The sequence below is a fragment of the Aliihoeflea sp. 2WW genome (assembly GCF_000497755.1).
In the GTDB taxonomy this organism is placed as follows: Bacteria; Pseudomonadota; Alphaproteobacteria; order Rhizobiales; family Rhizobiaceae; genus Aliihoeflea.
Genome location: NZ_AYOD01000005.1, coordinates 18,426 through 36,913 on the forward strand (window position 1 = coordinate 18,426; position 18,488 = coordinate 36,913).

Below are 18,488 nucleotides of genomic sequence, written 5' to 3' on the forward strand. Positions count from 1 at the left end.
AGAGATCGTCTCCGGCCGGTGACCACGGATGTACTGGCACCGCCGTCGAGACTTTAGAGGTCGGGCCGCAAGCCCGGCCTTTTTCGTTTTGAGCCTTGCATGTGGGCTAAACGCGCGGGACAGTCGCACGATGATCAACGATCCGGGAAAGCGACTGGCGGCAGGATTCTGGAAAGTTCTTGCGGGGCTTGCGCTCGTGTTGCTGCTCCTGACGCAACAGGCGCGCGAGCCGGAACCCGAGGCGACGGATGAGATCGCCCCGCAGGTCGAGACCGGAGAGGAACAACAGCCGTAGAATTGCGAAGTCGAAACCCGGCTTGAGAGCCGAGTTGAAACATTTCGACAGCGATCTGCTGAGAGAAATGGCGCGAGTGACGGGGCTCGAACCCGCGACCTCCGGCGTGACAGGCCGGCACTCTAACCGACTGAGCTACACCCGCGCTTGACGCTTGCGGCACGTTTCGTGCGGCCCGCGTTGGTGGGTGAATTAAGCGGTTCGACTGGAGGTGTCAAGCGCTCCAAGCGCGCCGGACGGTTATTTCGCAGGCGATCCGACGCGACGCAGCGGAAGCCCGCCGCGCCGCCAATTCGGCCTTGCACGCACGACGCTAACCGCATAAATCTCCAGCCTCGTGAGGGCGATTAGCTCAGTTGGTAGAGCGCTTCGTTTACACCGAAGATGTCGGCGGTTCGAGCCCGTCATCGCCCACCATGTCCTCCAAGGGTTTGCCCGATTTTTACGAAGTGTTCGGCAGGTTCACTGAACGGGAGCCCTCGCCTTCACCTGCCGGAGAATCCCTTTGCTGCGCATTGCCTCTCTCGCCTTCTTGCTTGTCGCAGCAGGTCCTGCGTATGCGATTGACATGTGCTCGGGCGGCAATCGCGAGGCGCGAAAAGTCACGTGCATCGTCGATGGCGACACTGGATGGTACCGCGGATCGAAATGGCGCCTGCTCGACATCGACACGCCTGAATATGCTCCGCATGCCGAGTGCCCAGCGGAGACTGTCACGGCGGCGCAATCAACGGAACGCATGCGCGACCTGATGCGTGGCGGCTACGTCATCGAGGACAGCGGCCGCGCGGATCGCAACGGCCGTGCGCTGGTGACCATCCGCATTCCAGACGGCCGCGACGCCGGCCGGGTGCTCGTCGAGGAAGGGCTTGCTGTTGTCTGGCCGCATGAGCCTGGCATCTGGTGCCGTTGATCACGTGACGATAGGACAGCAATCCTTTCCGGATTGACTCTACGGATCGACGAGAACATTCTAGGAACATCACCAATCGAGATTGATGCCGCGCCGGCGCACACCGCGCCGCGATCGATCTCCTATTGCCCGGAGATTCCCATGCCGCGCCCTGCCCCCGTTGTCGAACCCAACGATGTCGACTGGATGATTGTCGAGCATGGCGGCGATCTGCGCGCAGCGCTGGAGGTGTCGATGACCGAAGTCGAACGGCTGCGGCACGAACTGGCATTGGCGAGCCTGGCGGTCAGCTCCGGCTTTACCCGCGGTTGGCAGCCAACGATCGCGACCGATGGTATTACGCAAGGGTGAGCTGCGGCTGTCGCACGTCAGACGGGACTGGCCGATCTGTATTGTTGTGCCCCGAGACCTATGGGGACCGTTGATCCCGTGGATGGGCCGGCACACCGCCCCTCGCGGACAGGGCTCTATTGACGACAATGGGGAACAGCTTGCAGTGCTCTACCTGCGTGATCCGCTGATCGCCGACAGGATCATCAGGTTCTGCGACGGGTGGCGGTTCGACCCTAAACATTTCAAGCAGGGGACGAGCAAGCGCGTCATATGCCGGCCGGTCGAGCAAACCCTCCACGTCGGTCCGGACGTGTCGATGTCGCAACGACGGCCATTCTGGCCGCCTCCGGTTGACGACCCTCACTGCCGGTGAAAGACATTCGATATGTGCAACCTCTACAACATCACGATCGGCCCACAGGCCATTCTCGAGCTGACCCGAGCGATGACCAATAGCGTGGGCAACCTTGAACCGCAGAACATCTACCCCGACTACCCCGCGCCGATTGTGCGGGAAGGCGGCGCCAGCCGTGAACTCGTCCGGGCTCGCTGGGGAATGCCGTCGTCGAAGAAGGCGACCTTCGACGCGACGGTGAAGCGGGTCGACAAGATGCGAGCCAAGGGCAAGGTTGTTGACGACGAGGAGTTCAAGCGGCTGCTTTCGATCGAGCCGGATGCTGGCACGACGAACGTCCGCAACCTGTCCTCGCCGCACTGGCGTCCGTGGCAGGGCGTTGAGAGCCGCTGCGTGGTTCCAGCCACCTCATTCAGTGAATACGGCAATGTCCGCGGCCCCGATGGCCGCCTTCCCCTGCACTGGTTCGCGATCGATGAAACCAAGCCATTGTTCGTCTTCGCCGGCATGTGGACGACCTGGAACGGCGTCCGTAAGGCGAAGGAGGGTATGGTGACGGCCGACATCTTTGCGTTTCTGACTACCGAGCCGAACGCTGTCGTCGCGCCGTTCCACCCGAAGGCGATGCCGGTGATCTTGACGTCCCATGAGGAGATCGACGTCTGGCTGCGCGCACCTTGGGACGAAGCGACATCGCTGCAACGTCCCCTGCCCGATCATCAACTCATCAAGATCGAACAGCTACAACCGAAAAGCTAGACGTGCGCGAGCGCACCAACAGTTTATGACCGCTGCGACGTCGAGAGTGCACGTACACGATCATGCTTGTTCGGGAAATCTGAGGGCCAGCTAAGGGGCTTGGTATCTTGCATGGGTGTTCCTAATGGCCAAACTGCTGCGGCATTTACCTGTCCCACCCGCATAGCGCGCAATCGAACCGATAACGTGTGTTATGGCAAGCCGTACTCCAATTGAAGACCTATCGCGCAAAAAATAGTAACCCTGACCCGCACGGGACAAATGTATGGCTGCAATGAAACTTGCACGCACCGGCGTCGTTGCAATCAAGCTAGGCCTGTGTCATGAGCCCTCCCGCTGTTTCAAATGAGATTCGATTGTGAGATTTCCGAATGCTGTCCAACTCTTCAATTCTAGTTACCGGCGGAACCGGATCTTTTGGTCACACTTTTGTCCCCTTGACACTTAAAAAGTACAATCCGCGGCGGCTCGTGATATTCTCTCGAGACGAGATGAAGCAGTGGGAAATGGCCAAACTCTACGGTGACGATCCCCGCGTGCGGTTCTTCATCGGCGATGTTCGTGACAAAGCACGCCTAGAACGGGCATTGGACGGCATCGAGTACGTGGTTCACGCTGCGGCTACCAAAATCGTACCTACTGCTGAATACAATCCGTTTGAATGCATCAAAACAAATATTCTCGGCGCAATGAACCTTATCGACGCTTGCATCGATCAGAAGGTGCGAAGAGTTGTTGCACTATCAACTGACAAGGCCAGCAGTCCACTAAATCTCTACGGCGCAACGAAGCTGGCATCTGATAAGCTTTTCACTGCGAGCAATTCGTACGTTGGCACCCAAGACACTGAGTTTTCAGTGGTTAGATACGGTAATGTGATGGGGTCTAGGGGATCGGTCATCCCGCTCTTTATGTCACTTGCCGAGAGCGGCGAATTACCAATTACTGACCCTCGCATGACGAGGTTCATGATCACGCTCGAACAGGGCGTCGAGCTCGTTTGGCACGCCTTCGAAGACATGGTCGGCGGGGAAATTTACGTCAAAAAAATCCCTTCTATGAATATTGTGGACATTGCGAATACGGTCGCGCCAGGCGTTCCGCATCGACCTGTAGGCATCCGTCCCGGCGAAAAGCTGCATGAGCAGATGATTGGAGAGGAGGACGTGCCCTACACGTACGAGTATGAGGGCCACTACAAGATTCTTCCGGCGATCAACGACTGGTTCAAGGACCCCAATCGCATCAAGAACGGGAAACCTGTAGCCCCTGATTTTTCGTATCGTTCGGATAACAACCCAGCTTGGATGAGCCAGGGCGATCTCGCCTCCTGGATCGACAGCAATCGAGGCAAGATTGGTAAAATCTAAGAAGTCCATTCCATACGGCAGACAGTCGATAAGCCAAGCGGACGTCGACGCGGTCATAGCGGTCCTGAACTCTGATTATCTAACACAAGGTCCGACTGTAGCTGCGTTTGAACGTGCGGTTGCGGACCGCGTCGGCGCCGCTCATGCCATTGCTTCCAATAGTGCGACATCATCGCTTCATCTCGCCTGTCTAGCGTTAGGGGTCGGTCCAGGCGATGTAGTCTGGACGACGCCGATCACATTTGTTGCAAGCGCAAATTGCGCTCGGTACTGCGGTGCATCGGTTGATTTCGTCGATATTGATCCGCTGAGCTACAATCTCAGCGTCGATCGACTGCGCGAAAAGCTCGAGCAAGCGGAGAAGCATGGGCAGTTGCCCAAAGCCGTCGTGGTCGTGCACTTGGCCGGGCATCCAGCTGATATGTCGGCAATCCGATCACTGAGCCGACAGTATGGCTTCTATGTCATCGAAGATGCTTCTCATGCGATCGGTGGAAGCTATCGATCGACCAAGATCGGAAGCTGCGCCTACTCTGACATAACCATCTTCAGCTTTCATCCTGTGAAGGTGATAACAAGCGGCGAAGGTGGGATGGCTCTGACAAATGACGAGCGCCTCGCTCGCAAAATTGCGCGTCTAAATAGTCATGGGATCACGCGCCAAGCGGACGAAATGCAACATTCGTCACACGGACCCTGGTATTATGAGCAGCTAGAACTCGGCTACAATTACCGGATGACTGATATCCATGCCGCATTGGGTCTGAGCCAGCTCAGTCGCCTAGAGGAGTTTGTTTCGCGTCGCCACTTGCTCGCACGGCGATATGATGAAGCCCTCAAAGACTTACCATTGGTCCTGCCCTGGAGGCACGAGCAAGATTACTCGGGCTTCCATCTGTATGTGGTAAGGCTACGCGACGATCTGAAGAAAAATCATCGTGCGATTTTTGAGGCGCTAAGAGAACGTGGTGTTTTGGTCAACCTTCACTACATTCCCGTCTATCGTCAGCCGGACTACGAGCCACTAGAGTTTAATGCAGCGAATTTCCCCCAGGCAGAAACTTACTATGCTTCGGCTATGAGCATACCGCTCTATCCAGATCTCTCAGAAGACGAGCAGAACGAAGTGGTTTTGGCCTTACGTGAGGTCCTGGGATAGTGAGTGCGATTGCCATCATACCGGCCCGCGGTGGTAGCAAGCGTATCCCGGGCAAGAACATCAAACAGTTCCATGGCAAGCCAATGCTGGCCTATGCCATAGCTGCTGCCCGAGACTCTGGATTATTCGAGAGGATTGTGGTCTCGAGTGATGACAGCTCGATCCTGAAAATAGCTTCAGAACTGGGTGCGACTTCGTTGGCTAGGCCGGTTCATCTCGCAGATGACCATACTCCAACCGTCCCAGTCATAGCGCACGCTATTGAATCGCTCGAACGAGCGACCAAGACGTCCATCGAGGCAGCTTGTTGCATATATCCGTCGGTTCCGTTTCTCGATCCTGTTGATCTCTGCCAGGCAAAGCAATTAGCGGCTCAGACTGGTGATCGGTATGTGTTCCCCGTTGTAGCTTTCCCTTCGTCGATACACCGAGCAATCCGGCGTACATCCGAAGGGGTAGCAGTTCCTTTTTTTCCTGAAAATGTCCTAGCCAGAACGCAGGACATGAGCGAGGCATTCTACGACGCTGGCCAGTTCTATTGGGCGAACCGCGATGTGTGGCTTAGACAACTGCCGGTCCACGCAAATGGAACAACCTTGGTCGTGCCGGCATGGCGAGCAATCGATATCGATACTGCCGATGATTGGTACATGGCTGAATTGTTGTATCAGGCGTTGAAACTACCGAGCGCCCAGTAATGAATGTGCTGATACGAGCGGACTCGTCGTCGCAAATGGGGCTTGGCCACCTTATGCGTTGTCGCAGTCTGGCTCGGGAGCTTTTGCGGAACGGCCATGAAGTGACATTCGTTTGCCGCGAGTTGCCCGGACATCAGACCGGCATTATCACGGCCGATGGGTTTGCTACGCGGGTCATCCCTTGGGAGGGGCGTGATCCAGCGCCCGAGGCGATGGATTTCTCGGACACCGTGGATGCCGTCGATGGTGGGTACTATGACTGCGTCGTTGTCGATCACTACTCGCTCGGGCGCTCTTGGGAAGAGCAGATGCAGGCCCACTGCAATCGTCTCGTAGTGATAGACGATCTCGCCAATCGCTCTCACTCGTGTGATTTTCTTTTAGATCAGAATGTCCAAGCCGCTGGGCGTTATGACAGCTATGCTCCCGGTGCTCTCCAGATGCTGGGTCCTCGTTACGCGCTTCTTGACCGATCATTCTTGCACCAGCACCCAAGAGTGCGGACAGGCATTAACCGGATCCTCGTCTTTTTCGGTGGCGGAGATACATTCGATCTAACGTCAAAAACGATTGAAAGCCTCTCCGCCACGGAGTTCGCTCATCTGAAACTGGATGTAGTTGTCGGACCGACGCATCCCCGTCTGCACTCAATTGAGTCCTTGGTTTCTAGTCGTGGCAACGCGTCCCTCTATCCTTTGCAGCCGTCCTTAGCTGGATTGATGAACGACGCTGATCTCTCAATTGGTGCTGGCGGCTCGACGAACTGGGAAAGACTTTACAGCGGCCTTCCTGCAATCGTCGTGAGCGTCGCCGATAATCAGATCGGCCCGAGCGAGGCTTTGGCGCAAGCAGGTCTGATCTCCTATATCGGTTCCCACGAGCGTATTTCTGATGTCGCGCGAGTCGTGCGGGAATTCTTGTTGTCTCCCGACAAGCTTGCTGCAATGTCTGAGGCTGGGCCACTTAGCGTCGACGGTTACGGTGCTCTAAGGGCCGCTGAGGTGATCGCGCCAACCGGCAACGACTCTGTCAGTCTCCGCCCTGCCCGGCTCTCAGACGCCGTGGTCTACTTCGCGTGGGCTAACGAGACTGAGGCCCGGCAAAATTCATTATCGGTAGATGCTATAAGTTGGAACGATCACGAGGCTTGGTTCCGTAACCGCATATCTTCAAGAGATAGCAGATTATTCGTACTGGAGACCTCAGCCGGCCTTCCAATCGGCCAAATTCGCTTTGACCGATTGGAGGATGAGATTTATCGCCTCAGTTACGCATTAGACCCCTTGGTTCGCGGTCGCGGCCTCGCGAAAATAATCATAGCGCGGGGCATGCAACTGATGGCGCTTAGTGGGGCCAGCAAATTGGTTGCGGAGGTGAAGGCGTTCAACACTCGTTCGGTACGCGTGTTCGAAGGCATGGGCTTTCGCAGCGAGCAAGACGGATCTGAAGTTCGCCGTTTCACGGTCGACCTGACAATTTAGTTTAAAGGAACCAGCCATGATCAAGATTGGCAATCATTCGGTAGGACGTGACCATCCGCCGTTCATCATTGCGGAGATGTCTGGCAATCACAACCAGTCGCTAGAGCGCGCTTTGAAGATCGTCGACGCTGCTGCGGATACCGGCGCCCACGCCGTTAAATTGCAGACCTACACCGCCGACACCATGACCATCGATCTCGAGGACGGGGATTTCTTTATCTCCGACCCTCAGAGTTTATGGAAAGGCAAGTCGCTATATAAACTCTATGAAGAGGCACACACCCCATGGGATTGGCAGCGCGCGATTTTTGAGCGAGCGGCTGAACGTGGCATAGTATGCCTGAGCACCCCCTTTGATGCCAGCGCCGTCGACTTCCTAGAGGAGTTAGATGCGCCTTGCTATAAAATTGCTTCCTTTGAAAATACTGACGTCGAACTTATTCGACGGGTGGCTGCTACCGGCAAGCCGATGATCATTTCCACTGGAATGGCAACGGTTGCAGAACTGGATGAATCAGTGCGGGCTGCTCGCGAAGGGGGGTGTGACGATATTATCCTTCTTCAATGCACCAGCACGTATCCTGCGACGCCTGCAAACTCCAACATTCTTACGATCCCTCATTTGCGTCAGTTGTTCGGAACAGAGGTTGGCCTGTCGGATCATACGATGGGGGTCGGCGTTTCAGTTGCCAGTGTCGCGCTCGGTGCCACGCTTATTGAGAAGCATTTCACTTTGGCGCGCGCAGATGGAGGTGTGGACAGCACATTCTCCATGGAGCCGGCGGAAATGGAGCAGTTGGTCATCGAAACGAAGCGAGCTTGGGAATCCCTAGGCTCTGTAACTTATGGCCCGCTTTCGGCTGAGAAAAAATCATTGCAGTTCAGACGCTCACTCTATGTCGTTCAAGACGTCCCTCCAGGAGGGATGTTGGACGAGCAGAATTTGCGGGCTATTCGTCCTGGCCGCGGATTACCAACAAAATATCTGTCCACTCTTCTCGGTCAGAAGCTACCAGCCGGTGCAGCGCGTGGAACGCCGTTCACTTGGGATCTGCTGAAAAGCGAACAGTAAATGACACATTCCTCGTTTACGAACGGGTGCAAACGGGCCGTATGGATCGCCGAGAAGAATGTCAGTTTTAGAAGTATTGTTACTTCTAAAGCCCCTCAAGGACTGCTTGCCCTTGAGAGGACAACAGACAGATCTACCCAATCAAGCATTTTTAACCGTGTTATTCTCGATTATACATCTAGAATAACGATCTACGCGACCGAACGCTCCGATATTTGTTTTTTCGGAAAAACCGTAAACAACCGTAAAGAATTTGCGTTTTTGAAGGCAATTCTTTCGGAGAACGGCGTTGACTTTTCGGACGTCAACTTCATTGACAGTTTTCAGCATGCGCGCGTGCACGCAAAGTCGCATTTCGGCTTAATCTCGCGCATCCGGGCAGAGGCTGCTTCCTTCGCGGAACAATGCGATTTTCAGGTCGCCCAATGCTGGCAGTTGATCCAGTACGCATCTTCATACGCTTCCTTTTGCGCATCCTATAGTGATCGACCGGACAGTTGTCCAAAGATCGGTGTCGTCGCCAACGATCATTCACCAGCGCAAGTTGCATACAAAGCCGTTATGGACGAGCTAAAGGTCCCTGTCGTTTACCTACAGCACGCGGAAATCTCCCCCGCATTCCCGCCGTTGGACTTTCACGTTAGCGTGCTTCGAAACGCGAAGTCTTTGGAGACTTATCAAGCGATTGGGCCCGTCAAAGGCTCAACAGCCGTCTTGTCTCGAACGCTGTCGAACTCGCGTTTTCCTGAAGTTGTAGCTGCACAAACGTTTACCAACGATCGGCCCGTGGTGGGTATTTACCCGACATCTCAATTCGATGCTGCTCGAGTTGAAGGTATCGCCAAGAAAATTAGTCAAAACCCTTTCGTTGAAAAAGTTGTTATCAAACTGCACCCTAATAGTGGAACGAAGCTCATAAGTCCTAAAGATGCTCGCTATGAGGTGACAACAGACATTCCTGAACAGCCCCACGTAGCTGTTGTCGGAAACTCGTCCGTCGCAGCCGAATTGCTCGGCATGGGTGTTCCTGTCTTCCAGCTTTTCGCATTGGATGACATTGAGAACGACTACTATGGGTTTGTAGCAGGGGGGCTTACGAAGTCAGTCACGATTGAGGAATGTGAACGCTCAAGGTTCTGGTGCGCTGAATTCTACAATGATGACTGGTTGCGGCGGTCAGCGCGTTTCGATCCTTCAGCAGCCGCGGGGCAAGAGGACGCACGACGCGACTTGGCAATGCTGATTGCACGCGAGCTAGTTCTGGACCCTGTCGCGCCGATCGACGAAGGGGTCAAAGGCGTCCGCCAGGCGGTGACCTTCCGAAACAGGATCAATCGCAGTTTGGCGGCAGGCATCCAACGTCTATTGGACATTCTCGCAAAACATTTTCCCCGCGAGTTTAACCGCTTGGCCGTAATAGTTTCATCATCCGTTCCTTTATCGGCGCGGTCGTTTAACCTCCAAGTCGGAGACATTAGCAGACCGCCCAGTCGAGATGTCGCGTGGCTGATGAACGGGTCTAAAAATCCTTACAATCTCGCGGATGCAATATTGAACACGTCGGATGCGTCAGTAAAACTTGCGCTGATCTCATGGTTCAATTCGAATTGGGCTTCGCGTAGCCCTCTGTCTTTCGATCTCATTCGGGGCGCTGTTGATCGTCAGTCCGACAACACCGATCCTTGGCTGCAAATGATTACGCACGAGATTGCAGCCATCCCAATCTCCCCAGAAGACGCACAGCTATTGATCGCCAAATTGAGCTCCGTTCATGACCTCAAACTAAGGAGGACATATGAACAAACAGCGATGCGTGTCCTGCTGAAGAACAAGCATATCTCCGCGGCTTTGGCGCTCATCGAACGGTCGCCAGTGCATCAGGTCAGCACTTTGAGCGGCAACATGAAGGTGGAGATCGCGAAACATTTGCTTCCTGCAAATGCACCATTTGACGACCGGCAAAAAGACCAATTTGTGGCGGGCCTGAGCCACTTCGATCGATTGAAGATCTCTGCGAGCGGTGGTCCCGCGATGGTTTCTTCGTCAGACCATAAATCGCTCGAGGTGATGTTCGCTGCGCTGGCCAGACCGTCTCTGTCGGCGAAATTTCGAGAGCTGGTCCTTCCGGCTTATGATGCGATGCGCGAGCGCATGATCTACATGGACGCGCGCACCAATCTCCAGGTTCGGAACGATCTTATCGAGGCGATCGCCACCGCCATCACCGGACGCAAGCCCTTCTCACTACTCCGACTGGGCGACGGAGAAGCTTACTTGTTTGACGACGAAGGCTTGCCCTTTACCGAGGCTGATCGTCGAATGCGAGAGAGGCATTGGTGGAATTGTGAGCTGGACGCGGAGACGAGAACGGATATTTGTGTACGGGGCAAATATGCTTTACGGCAGGCTGACGTCGTCGGTGTTCCCAGTATCCATCGATTTGTTCGAGACTATTCAGAAAGCTCGTCGGATCTTCTCGGCAGTACGGCGAATAGGGGCATTGTCTCGTCGTTGGTAGGCTTTCAGAATTTGGGGCTTAACCATTCCCTAGTAACCGAAGATCGAATTCATCACTTGGTTTTTACCCCAGAATTGTTGGCGCCATATTTGAGCACTGCTGATCGGACGATTGTTATCTCTAGCATAAAAAGGAGCGTGGTTGAGGAAGCTATTGGACGTGCATGCAACAGGCTCGATGTGATTGAAATTCCGACACATGCGAAAACCGTATCCAATCCGGTATTTACCGAAGCGATAGAGGCTCTTCCGGTCGTGATCTCAAGGATCGCTGAGCAGTTGCGTTCTGTTGGAGTGGGCCCTGGCGACCTAGTGTTGGTTAGCGCTGGCGTTGCGGGCAAAGGCTTGATCGGGCTAGCCAAAGACAACGGGGCAGTTGCGCTCGATCTCGGTGGCCAAGTTGAAGCGTTAGTGGGAGTTCCAAATGGAGCGCTCTTTTAGCTTAAGGCAGCAATTCCGCAGGCACGGGAAAAGCACGATTTTTGGGAGCGTGGGGCAGATATAGGTTGCTTGCTGACTCATGCCACGCACAATAGGATCGCCTATATTCGTTCCGCAGCGGCGAGAAACTACCCGTGTTGTCGTCGATTGAGAATGGTCCTCCGCCGGTGAGCGAGGTTTCCGAAAGCGCGACGAAATTTAAGGTAAGCGGCATATCAATAAGGGATTCACTCCCGAATGTACGTTCGAGACGAAACTGATGCTCCCCATCTGCACCCGCTCTAACTTCGTCGTAATACCCTATAGCTTGAACAACTTTCTCCCGTCGATAAAGCAACGACGATATGTCTCTCCTAGTATAATGCCCATTTCGATTGTGCATTCCATGGACCGCTGAGCAGCGGACATGATGCGAAAACGCCCCAATTTTATCGCAACTTTTCGCAAGGCTCGCCGTTAGCTTCTCAAGCTTCTGAGGGTGTGCCCAGTCATCGGAATCCTGGCACGTCACGAATTCGCCCTTCGCATGCAATAGAGCTACGTTCCTAGCGGCATAGGTTCCAACATTCTTCGGTAGGGAGACGATTTTAGCCCTCTCATCCGATCCGATCGCGCGCTGCGCTGTTGCCACGGTCAGATCTTCACTGTCGTCATCGATGATGATTAGCTCTAGATTTCGGTGGGTTTGTCTGAGGATCGATTCAATTGCATAAGCAATCGTGGCGGAGCTGTTCCGAGCGGTCATGATGACACTCACAGAATTCAGGAGCGCTCCAGTGGCAGGTCCAACCTCACCGCGGATGTTATTCGCGGCGAAGGGACTGCCAACGTCGATCAGCGCAACTGATGAAAGCCCTTGGGCAAGCAGTGCTAGGTTTATAGCTGCGACCTGACCGCCGTAGTTGCCATGCTTAAATTGCAGTTGGCTTGCCAACAGCTGTAAATCGACGGCCGATCCTGCCACCCGGACGTCACGCTCACGTAGGTCATTTTGCAACTGCGTTGCCTTCTCGATTTCCCCGCGCTCAAGACAATCGTGCGCCAGCATCACCTTCTGGACGAGAGTCAAAGCCCTGTAATCTGGGTGCTCGATCAGAGAATTAGAAAACTCCGATACCCGCTCTGGGGAGCACCTCCTTACGTATCGGAACAGGTATGCCAGTTGATCAATGTCGTCGTGCGATCCTGCAATTTCTTCGACAGATTGCTCGCCAGTTCGCTTAGAATCTAAGTTTGCTAAAGCTTCAAGATTGATCCTGCGCAACTTTTTCGTACAGCAACCCAATTCGATTGATCGGGCATGGATCCGCAAAACGCCTTCGAAATCTCGAGCTTGCAGATAATTAAACGCACGCCTCTCAAGGGTGACGGAAGTGTCAGGCAGGGCTTCCAGCAGTGCGATTGATTTTCGGAAGTTTCGGTTGCGGGCTTCAATGTCCGCTTCGCGAATGGCTCTGGTAGCGGGGCCGGCAAGTATTTGGTTCAGAGCTGTCGAGGCTCGCAGGCGCCGTCCGAATCTGCGCAGTTCCCACAGCCATTTTCGAAGCACTTCAGTCACGGCTTAAGTCCCGCAGACCGCCACCACGTGCTGAGTACATGTGCGCAGCGGAGTGCAGTAAAGCCGTCCCAAAGAGGAATATTTTGGGATGGCCAACCACGGATGGCGGCAGCTCGCGAATGCTCCACGACATCGTCAAAGCTGACTAGCACATTTGTGCCCAGAATGGTCGTGACCGGTCGTTCGGTCGTTTCCCGGAGCGTCAGGCAAGGCGTGCCGACATAACTCGTCTCTTCTTGAATCCCCCCAGAGTCGGTCACTACAAATTCCGCCTCCCGCAACAGGTTGACAAACTCTGGATAGGCTAAAGGCTCCGACAAAATAACCCGTTCACTAGCATGTAGTCTCTCAACTTGAGCAGCCGTCATCCGGGCTCGAGTTCTAGGATGAACTGGGAAAATTAGCGGACGGGACGCCGAAAGTTCAATGATAAGTTCCACGATCTTGTCCAGGCTTTGGGGATCGTCGACGTTGCTGGGTCGGTGGAACGTCGCAATCGCAAATCCTTTCGGTGACACTCCAAATCTCTTCAATTGCGCGTCGGCTCTTTCTTTCGAGAGCACGGAAACGAGAGCGTCGATCATTATGTTACCTACAAAATGGACCTTCTCTCGTGGTTGACCTTCGCCGAAGATGAGGTTCTCAGCAGCCGCCTCGGATGGCGCAAGAAGGATGTCAGAAATCGAATCTATCAACACCCTGTTCAGCTCTTCGGGCATTCGGCGATCTGTACTGCGCAGACCCGCTTCAAGGTGCGCGACGGGTCGCAGCGCACGCTTCGCCGCCAGTGCCGCTCCTAGCGAGACGTCAACATCTCCGGGCACAACGACGAGGTCCGGCGCGTCTCGCTGCAATTCCGAAGTGTACGAGCTGACTATCGAACCGAGACGGAGGCCAAAGTCACCATCAGTCAGTTGCAGTTTCGTGATGCCGTCTACGCCAAATTCCTCGAAGATGCCCGCGCCCATATGGGCACTAGCATGCTGCTCAAGAAAAACTACCTTAGGGAGACACCATTTTTGCGTTTTGAGCACCTTGTATAATGGCGCGATTTTCATAACATTTGGACGGGTACCCGCGATAAGATGAACCTTGCACACGTGCTGCATCGACAATTTTCCTAGTCACCTTATGCTCTGCGGTACGTAGCCCCCTGTACGGGCGCTAGCAAGCCTCGCTCACCTGGCTGGAAAAAGCTGCGGACCAGTTTTCAACGCGCTCGAAGTTCACTTGTGGTATCAAAGCGCCATCGCTTTTGAGTGGAGTACCCGACCCGGCAGTGATTGCGTCAAGGGCGCTAGCGGGCTATGCGCACCCTAACCCTGAAACGCGCGAGCTGATAAAGTTGACAGTCTGGAACACCATTCGCCCCCACCTATCTTGGTTGGTGCGTTTTTTTCATATCAGCTTCATTGAGGCGCGCTCAGAGCGTCAGTCCAGCTATCTGGGAATTTTATGGGCGCCCTTGTCCACCCTGATTTTCACGCTGATGCTTGCTTTGGTGTTTCGGCAACCACACCTGATCACGGCAAGCGAATTCTATCTTTACGTGTTGTCTGGGTATGCGTTGTGGAGCTTTATAGCGGCCACCATCACTTCCAGCACGATGGTCATCCAGAAGCGGTATGATTTTGCCATCCACAACGGGCTGACGTTGGGGCGGCTATATCTCAAGCTTCTCATCGATCGGCTATTCTCTATGGGCATGGACCTTATTTTGGTCGTCATTGCCCTCATAATTTTAGCACCTGGAAGCATTGGAGTTCATCTTCTGCTTCTGCCGCCGCTGCTGCTCATTTTAGCGCTGGTGTCGCTCGCAGTTGCCTATCTGACCAACATAGCTGTTATCTTTTTTCCGGATTTGGACACGATACTTTCTGTGGGTGTAAGGCTCATGTTCTTTGTGTCGCCGGTGTTTTGGGGCGCCGAAGGCGATGCCACCGGCATTCGCGCTATGCTTATCGACTATAATCCTGCAGCCTATTTTTTATCGTCGTTCAGGCAGGCTTTTGGGGTCCTACCGATCGAAATCAAAGACTGGATTGTCATGATTGGCATATCGGCAACACTCTGCGCCGTTGCCGCAATTGCATATCGCCGCTCAAATTCATTTGTCAGGAATCTGAAATAGCGCATGGCAAAAATCGAGATGCACGATGTTAACGTCAGCTACTTCATGCGAAGGACGGCATCTGCTGGAAAAAAGTTTGAACGCGACGCAGTCGGCGCGCCCATCATCGTCGGCCAAGCCTATCTGGAAATTGCCGCACTGCGAAACATCAATCTCGCCATTTCCGAAGGAGATCGTGTGGGATTGATCGGTTCGAACGGCTCTGGAAAGTCAACGCTGCTCAAACTCTGCGCTGGCGCATTGTCAGCTCAGTCTGGCTCAGTCCTCATTGAAGGCGCTGTGAGCCCGCAATTCGCCCTAGCCGCCGGGCTGAAGCAAGACTTGTCGGGAAGGCTTAATGCCGAACTCAAGTGCCTCTATCTCGGCGTGCCACAGCGGTCGATCGCCAAATACGTTGAAGACGTCAAACTTCTGAGCGGTCTAGGCGGCTATTTCGAACTACCTATGCGTAGCTACTCAGCTGGCATGCGGTCGCGGCTAGTGATGAGCCTCTTGGGTTTGGTGCGAGGCGAAATTCTAATTATGGACGAATGGGTCAATGCTGCTGACCCGCGATTGAGTGAGGCTATTGAAGGCATTCAGAGTCGTCTTCTGCAGCGAAGTAAGATCCTCGTTTTGGCTAGCCATTCAGAGCGTGTTCTTAAGAGTTGGGTAGATCGACTGATATGGCTCGAGCAAGGTGAAATAGTTGCTGATGGGTCGATCGCTGATGTGTATGCGCAATATAAGTCCTGGCTCAAAACGCATCAGTGATTTCCTTCTACACCACGGTGGTCTATTACAGCATCAGCATTAGTCACCGGCGCCGCATCTGCATTTCACGCCGGATCTCGCCCAGCTCGGTGCGAAGCCGCTCAATCTCTTCAACCAGTTCGTGCCCGATCTTTCGCGCCCGCTCTTGGTCGACGCGGTAGTGTTCAATGACCTCTGCCAGAATGCGAACGGACGAGCCGTCAACCAGCGCGCCGGCGACGGCGACGGTCGCGTCTTCCGGCGTCTGAGGGGGCGACTTCTTGCCCGAGCGCCAGCCGAGCCCGGCCGCCAGGCCGACGATCAGGATGACGAGTGCATTGGCTGCCTGAACAAGATCGATCTTCGTCATCCATTCCATCAGCCCCGCTCCGCAGCATTCTTTCCGACATCCGACCACGAGCGGTAGGTGTTCATTATCTCGAGAAGGACCATCGTCGACCACGCGACCGCACCTGACGGCGCGCCGCCGACGTTCATCCACGCCATCAGGAAGCCGAGCGAGACCTGCGACCAGATCGCGGCCCCGACGATCGATGCGGCGGCGCGGATGTGCGGTGAGAACGCAAAGCCTTTGAACGTCCCGTTGATCGTCAGGGCGCTCAGTCTCATCAGGCCGCACAACCCGATGATCGCCGCCCAGGTTCGCTCGTCCGCCCAATGCGCCAGGTAGGCGAACGAGTTCGAGGTCTCGAACATGTCAGGCGAGAGCTGCAGCCCGATCCACAACCCGAGTGCCGGCCAGAGCATCACCCATTCCGACATGCGGATAGGGAAATGGTCTGCGACGCCGCGATAGACACGAACGATGATCATCAGCCCGGCTCGGCATTTTTCGGCGCACGGTAGGCACCGATCGCGCCCGCAGCCGCACCGATGAAGGCGGTGACCGCAGCATTGAACTCCGGAGTCGTGAACGCCGCCGGCAGCACATCGGCAGCGACGATTGCGGTCCAGAGCGCGCCAGCAATGGCGGCCCACTTGCCGGCACCGACAGCCTTGGCCGATTGCTCGACTGGAGACGGCTTCGGCGTATGCTCATAGCCAAGCTCGATCGGCGGGCCGCCATTGTGGCCGATGGGCGGATAGGTTGGCATGGGCGTTTCCTCGATCGGTGGGATGGGCCGGACGATGATCTCCGGCTGCGAGCCGAACCCAGCCGCCTGCAGCGCGGAGACGAACGCGCGGTGATAGCCGGCGACCTCGACATCGGTCCCGTCGACACCATTGACGATCCGGCGCGGGTTGGAGCTTGGCGACGCATCGAGCGCGGCAGGGAAATTGTAATCGCCGAGCTTCTTGCCGGTGAACAGGCCCTCGGACATGCCGACGACGGCGATGTCGGCGCCGACCGACTTCTCCAGCGCCAGATCGCGGTTGCCAACCAGATCCACGCCCAGCCGGCGACCCATGCGCTCGTAGTTGGCTTCATGTGTGAGCTGGACAGGACCGCGGCCGAACCATCCATCCCGCCAGTAAGGCGTCTTCACCCACGATAGCTGCCCCTTGGCAAAGGCGGCATCGAGGCGGGCGATCACCGTTGCGTCAGACGGGTTCTTGTCCTTGTGGCTCGCGTACACCGTCTCCTTGATCGGCAGCATGTACGCGCCGGTCTCGCGATAGACCTGTGCCAGGATGTTCGCAACGTGATGGATGTTGGAGACGCCATGGCGCTCGGCAGCATTGATCAAGGCTTCGGTGCCCTCGACCTGTTGCTGAAGCAGCCGGCTGCCAAAGAGCGGCCCAGAGCGCAAGGCAGCGAAGAACGCAGCTCGGTTCATGGCGAGTGTCCTTTCCCCCGGTGCGGCCGGGTGATTAAAGTTTTAGGGAGTGCGGATAGAGTTGCCGCCCAGGCGGAGGGCGCGAGATGTCGAGTGGCTACGACAAGGATCCAAATGGACCTTACAAGATCACGCGTTGGACGTGGCTGAAGGCGGCATCGGGGTTGGCGGTCGTTCTTGCTTTGACCGTCTACGCAATGGGTGGCGGTTAATCGGGGCGCTCTCTGGTTATAGGGAATGGTGCCCGATGCGGCCAGGTGATTGAACGTTTCACATTTTGGGCTAGGCTAGTAGTTGGTGGCGTTGCGCAAGCGTCGCTTGTCGGGTCGGCGTCCCAATCCTGGTGTTGGACGCCGATCCCTCACTACATCACCAAATCTCGCTATGCAGTCGAAGCGTCCTCCGTTAGGCTCACGCACCGACTTTGGCTAGGTAACGCCTCTCGTTCATAGCGTTGAGGCAAGCAGCAAGCTCCTTAGCATAGCCGCGATTGTGGCGCATACGGCGAGCATCGCCTGCTTGGACAGACACACGCAAGCCGCGATAAGCTAAGCTGGCGTGTCTAGCTGCACCTGAACATCCTCGACAGTCATTGGCGTGACCGGCTTGGCGAGCCTGTCCGGCGTGCAGCCTAGACGACATTAAGGCTATGCGGTCTAAGCCCCAAACTCGATCTGGCTACCCAAATCGAGCAACCGGACGACGCCGGCCGGTACTATGGAGTCCACGACAAATGTCCTTTCCCGTGGGCACGGCCCGCGTGATTAAAGACTTGATGGAGGAGGCTTTTATTTGCGGTTTACCCCGGTGGCGTTTGCCTGTATTGCCGGCAGCCTATGGTAGAAACTCCTTTGCCCCGCAAGAATTTAAATCAG

17 protein-coding genes and 2 tRNA genes are annotated in these 18,488 nt (G+C 55.4%); 13 read left to right on the plus strand and 6 right to left on the minus strand.

The window, feature by feature from the left end; all coding sequences use genetic code 11:
* The first annotated feature begins 130 nt into the window (after positions 1 to 130).
* Positions 131 to 295, plus strand: a complete 165-nt coding sequence (locus ALII_RS22615; protein ID WP_161632229.1) for a hypothetical protein — start codon at positions 131 to 133, stop codon at positions 293 to 295.
* 68 nt (positions 296 to 363) lie between these two features.
* Here ALII_RS22615 and ALII_RS0103610 read toward each other — a convergent pair.
* Positions 364 to 440: transfer RNA gene (locus ALII_RS0103610), tRNA-Asp, on the minus strand.
* A 196-nt stretch (positions 441 to 636) separates the two neighbouring features.
* On the opposite strand from ALII_RS0103610, the gene ALII_RS0103615 reads away from it, so the two are divergent.
* From ALII_RS0103615 to ALII_RS0103665, 10 genes are all read left to right on the plus strand, one after another.
* A tRNA-Val gene (locus tag ALII_RS0103615) sits at positions 637 to 712 on the plus strand.
* An 88-nt stretch (positions 713 to 800) separates the two neighbouring features.
* Positions 801 to 1,208 carry a thermonuclease family protein gene (locus ALII_RS20960; RefSeq protein WP_051375762.1) on the plus strand — a complete coding sequence of 136 codons (408 nt, stop codon included), beginning with the start codon at positions 801 to 803 and terminating at the stop codon, positions 1,206 to 1,208.
* 141 nt (positions 1,209 to 1,349) lie between these two features.
* Positions 1,350 to 1,559, plus strand: coding sequence for a hypothetical protein (locus tag ALII_RS0103625; protein ID WP_024585973.1), 210 nt, complete (start codon positions 1,350 to 1,352; stop codon positions 1,557 to 1,559).
* 367 nt (positions 1,560 to 1,926) lie between these two features.
* The gene (locus tag ALII_RS0103635) at positions 1,927 to 2,655 is read left to right on the plus strand and encodes an SOS response-associated peptidase (protein ID WP_024585975.1); all 729 of its coding nucleotides are present in this window, start codon (positions 1,927 to 1,929) and stop codon (positions 2,653 to 2,655) included.
* 371 nt (positions 2,656 to 3,026) lie between these two features.
* Positions 3,027 to 4,025 (plus strand): UDP-N-acetylglucosamine 4,6-dehydratase (inverting), encoded by a 999-nt coding sequence (gene pseB / locus ALII_RS0103640; RefSeq protein ID WP_024585976.1) that lies wholly within the window; start codon positions 3,027 to 3,029, stop codon positions 4,023 to 4,025.
* Positions 4,012 to 5,184 (plus strand): UDP-4-amino-4,6-dideoxy-N-acetyl-beta-L-altrosamine transaminase, encoded by a 1,173-nt coding sequence (gene pseC / locus ALII_RS0103645; protein ID WP_244437282.1) that lies wholly within the window; start codon positions 4,012 to 4,014, stop codon positions 5,182 to 5,184. Before pseB ends, pseC begins: the two co-directional genes overlap by 14 nt.
* On the plus strand, positions 5,184 to 5,882 hold the full coding sequence (gene pseF, locus ALII_RS0103650) for a pseudaminic acid cytidylyltransferase (RefSeq protein ID WP_029660169.1): 699 nt from the start codon (positions 5,184 to 5,186) through the stop codon (positions 5,880 to 5,882). The genes pseC and pseF overlap by 1 nt, the downstream gene beginning before the upstream one ends.
* The gene (gene pseG, locus ALII_RS0103655; protein ID WP_024585979.1) at positions 5,882 to 7,363 is read left to right on the plus strand and encodes a UDP-2,4-diacetamido-2,4,6-trideoxy-beta-L-altropyranose hydrolase; all 1,482 of its coding nucleotides are present in this window, start codon (positions 5,882 to 5,884) and stop codon (positions 7,361 to 7,363) included. Before pseF ends, pseG begins: the two co-directional genes overlap by 1 nt.
* Positions 7,364 to 7,379: 16 nt before the next feature.
* Entirely contained in the window at positions 7,380 to 8,435 is a 1,056-nt protein-coding gene (gene pseI / locus ALII_RS0103660; protein ID WP_024585980.1) for a pseudaminic acid synthase, read from the plus strand.
* Positions 8,436 to 11,393: a hypothetical protein gene (locus ALII_RS0103665; protein WP_152529519.1), complete on the plus strand. Its 2,958-nt coding sequence runs from the start codon at positions 8,436 to 8,438 to the stop codon at positions 11,391 to 11,393.
* Position 11,394: 1 nt separating this feature from the next.
* Here ALII_RS0103665 and ALII_RS20965 read toward each other — a convergent pair whose 3' ends face one another.
* A complete protein-coding gene (locus tag ALII_RS20965; protein ID WP_152529520.1) occupies positions 11,395 to 12,951 on the minus strand; it encodes a glycosyltransferase family A protein in 1,557 nt (518 codons plus the stop codon).
* Positions 12,948 to 14,060, minus strand: a complete 1,113-nt coding sequence (gene wecB / locus ALII_RS0103680; protein ID WP_024585983.1) for a UDP-N-acetylglucosamine 2-epimerase (non-hydrolyzing) — start codon at positions 14,058 to 14,060, stop codon at positions 12,948 to 12,950. Before wecB ends, ALII_RS20965 begins: the two co-directional genes overlap by 4 nt.
* Before the next feature lie 236 nt (positions 14,061 to 14,296).
* Here wecB and ALII_RS0103685 point away from each other — a divergent pair, with 236 nt between their 5' ends.
* Complete coding sequence (locus ALII_RS0103685; RefSeq protein ID WP_024585984.1) at positions 14,297 to 15,082, plus strand: ABC transporter; 786 nt, start codon at positions 14,297 to 14,299, stop codon at positions 15,080 to 15,082.
* A gap of 3 nt (positions 15,083 to 15,085) precedes the next feature.
* Positions 15,086 to 15,835, plus strand: a complete 750-nt coding sequence (locus ALII_RS0103690; protein WP_024585985.1) for an ATP-binding cassette domain-containing protein — start codon at positions 15,086 to 15,088, stop codon at positions 15,833 to 15,835.
* Positions 15,836 to 15,878: 43 nt separating this feature from the next.
* On the opposite strand, the gene ALII_RS0103695 is transcribed toward ALII_RS0103690, so the two are convergent.
* From ALII_RS0103695 to ALII_RS21495, 3 genes are read right to left on the minus strand one after another with little or no spacing between them, the layout of a single operon-like run.
* Positions 15,879 to 16,193, minus strand: a complete 315-nt coding sequence (locus ALII_RS0103695) for a hypothetical protein (RefSeq protein WP_024585986.1) — start codon at positions 16,191 to 16,193, stop codon at positions 15,879 to 15,881.
* Positions 16,193 to 16,648, minus strand: coding sequence for a hypothetical protein (locus tag ALII_RS0103700; protein WP_024585987.1), 456 nt, complete (start codon positions 16,646 to 16,648; stop codon positions 16,193 to 16,195). Before ALII_RS0103700 ends, ALII_RS0103695 begins: the two co-directional genes overlap by 1 nt.
* The gene (locus tag ALII_RS21495; RefSeq protein ID WP_024585988.1) at positions 16,648 to 17,613 is read right to left on the minus strand and encodes a glycoside hydrolase family 19 protein; all 966 of its coding nucleotides are present in this window, start codon (positions 17,611 to 17,613) and stop codon (positions 16,648 to 16,650) included. The genes ALII_RS0103700 and ALII_RS21495 overlap by 1 nt, the downstream gene beginning before the upstream one ends.
* Positions 17,614 to 18,488: the final 875 nt, after the last annotated feature.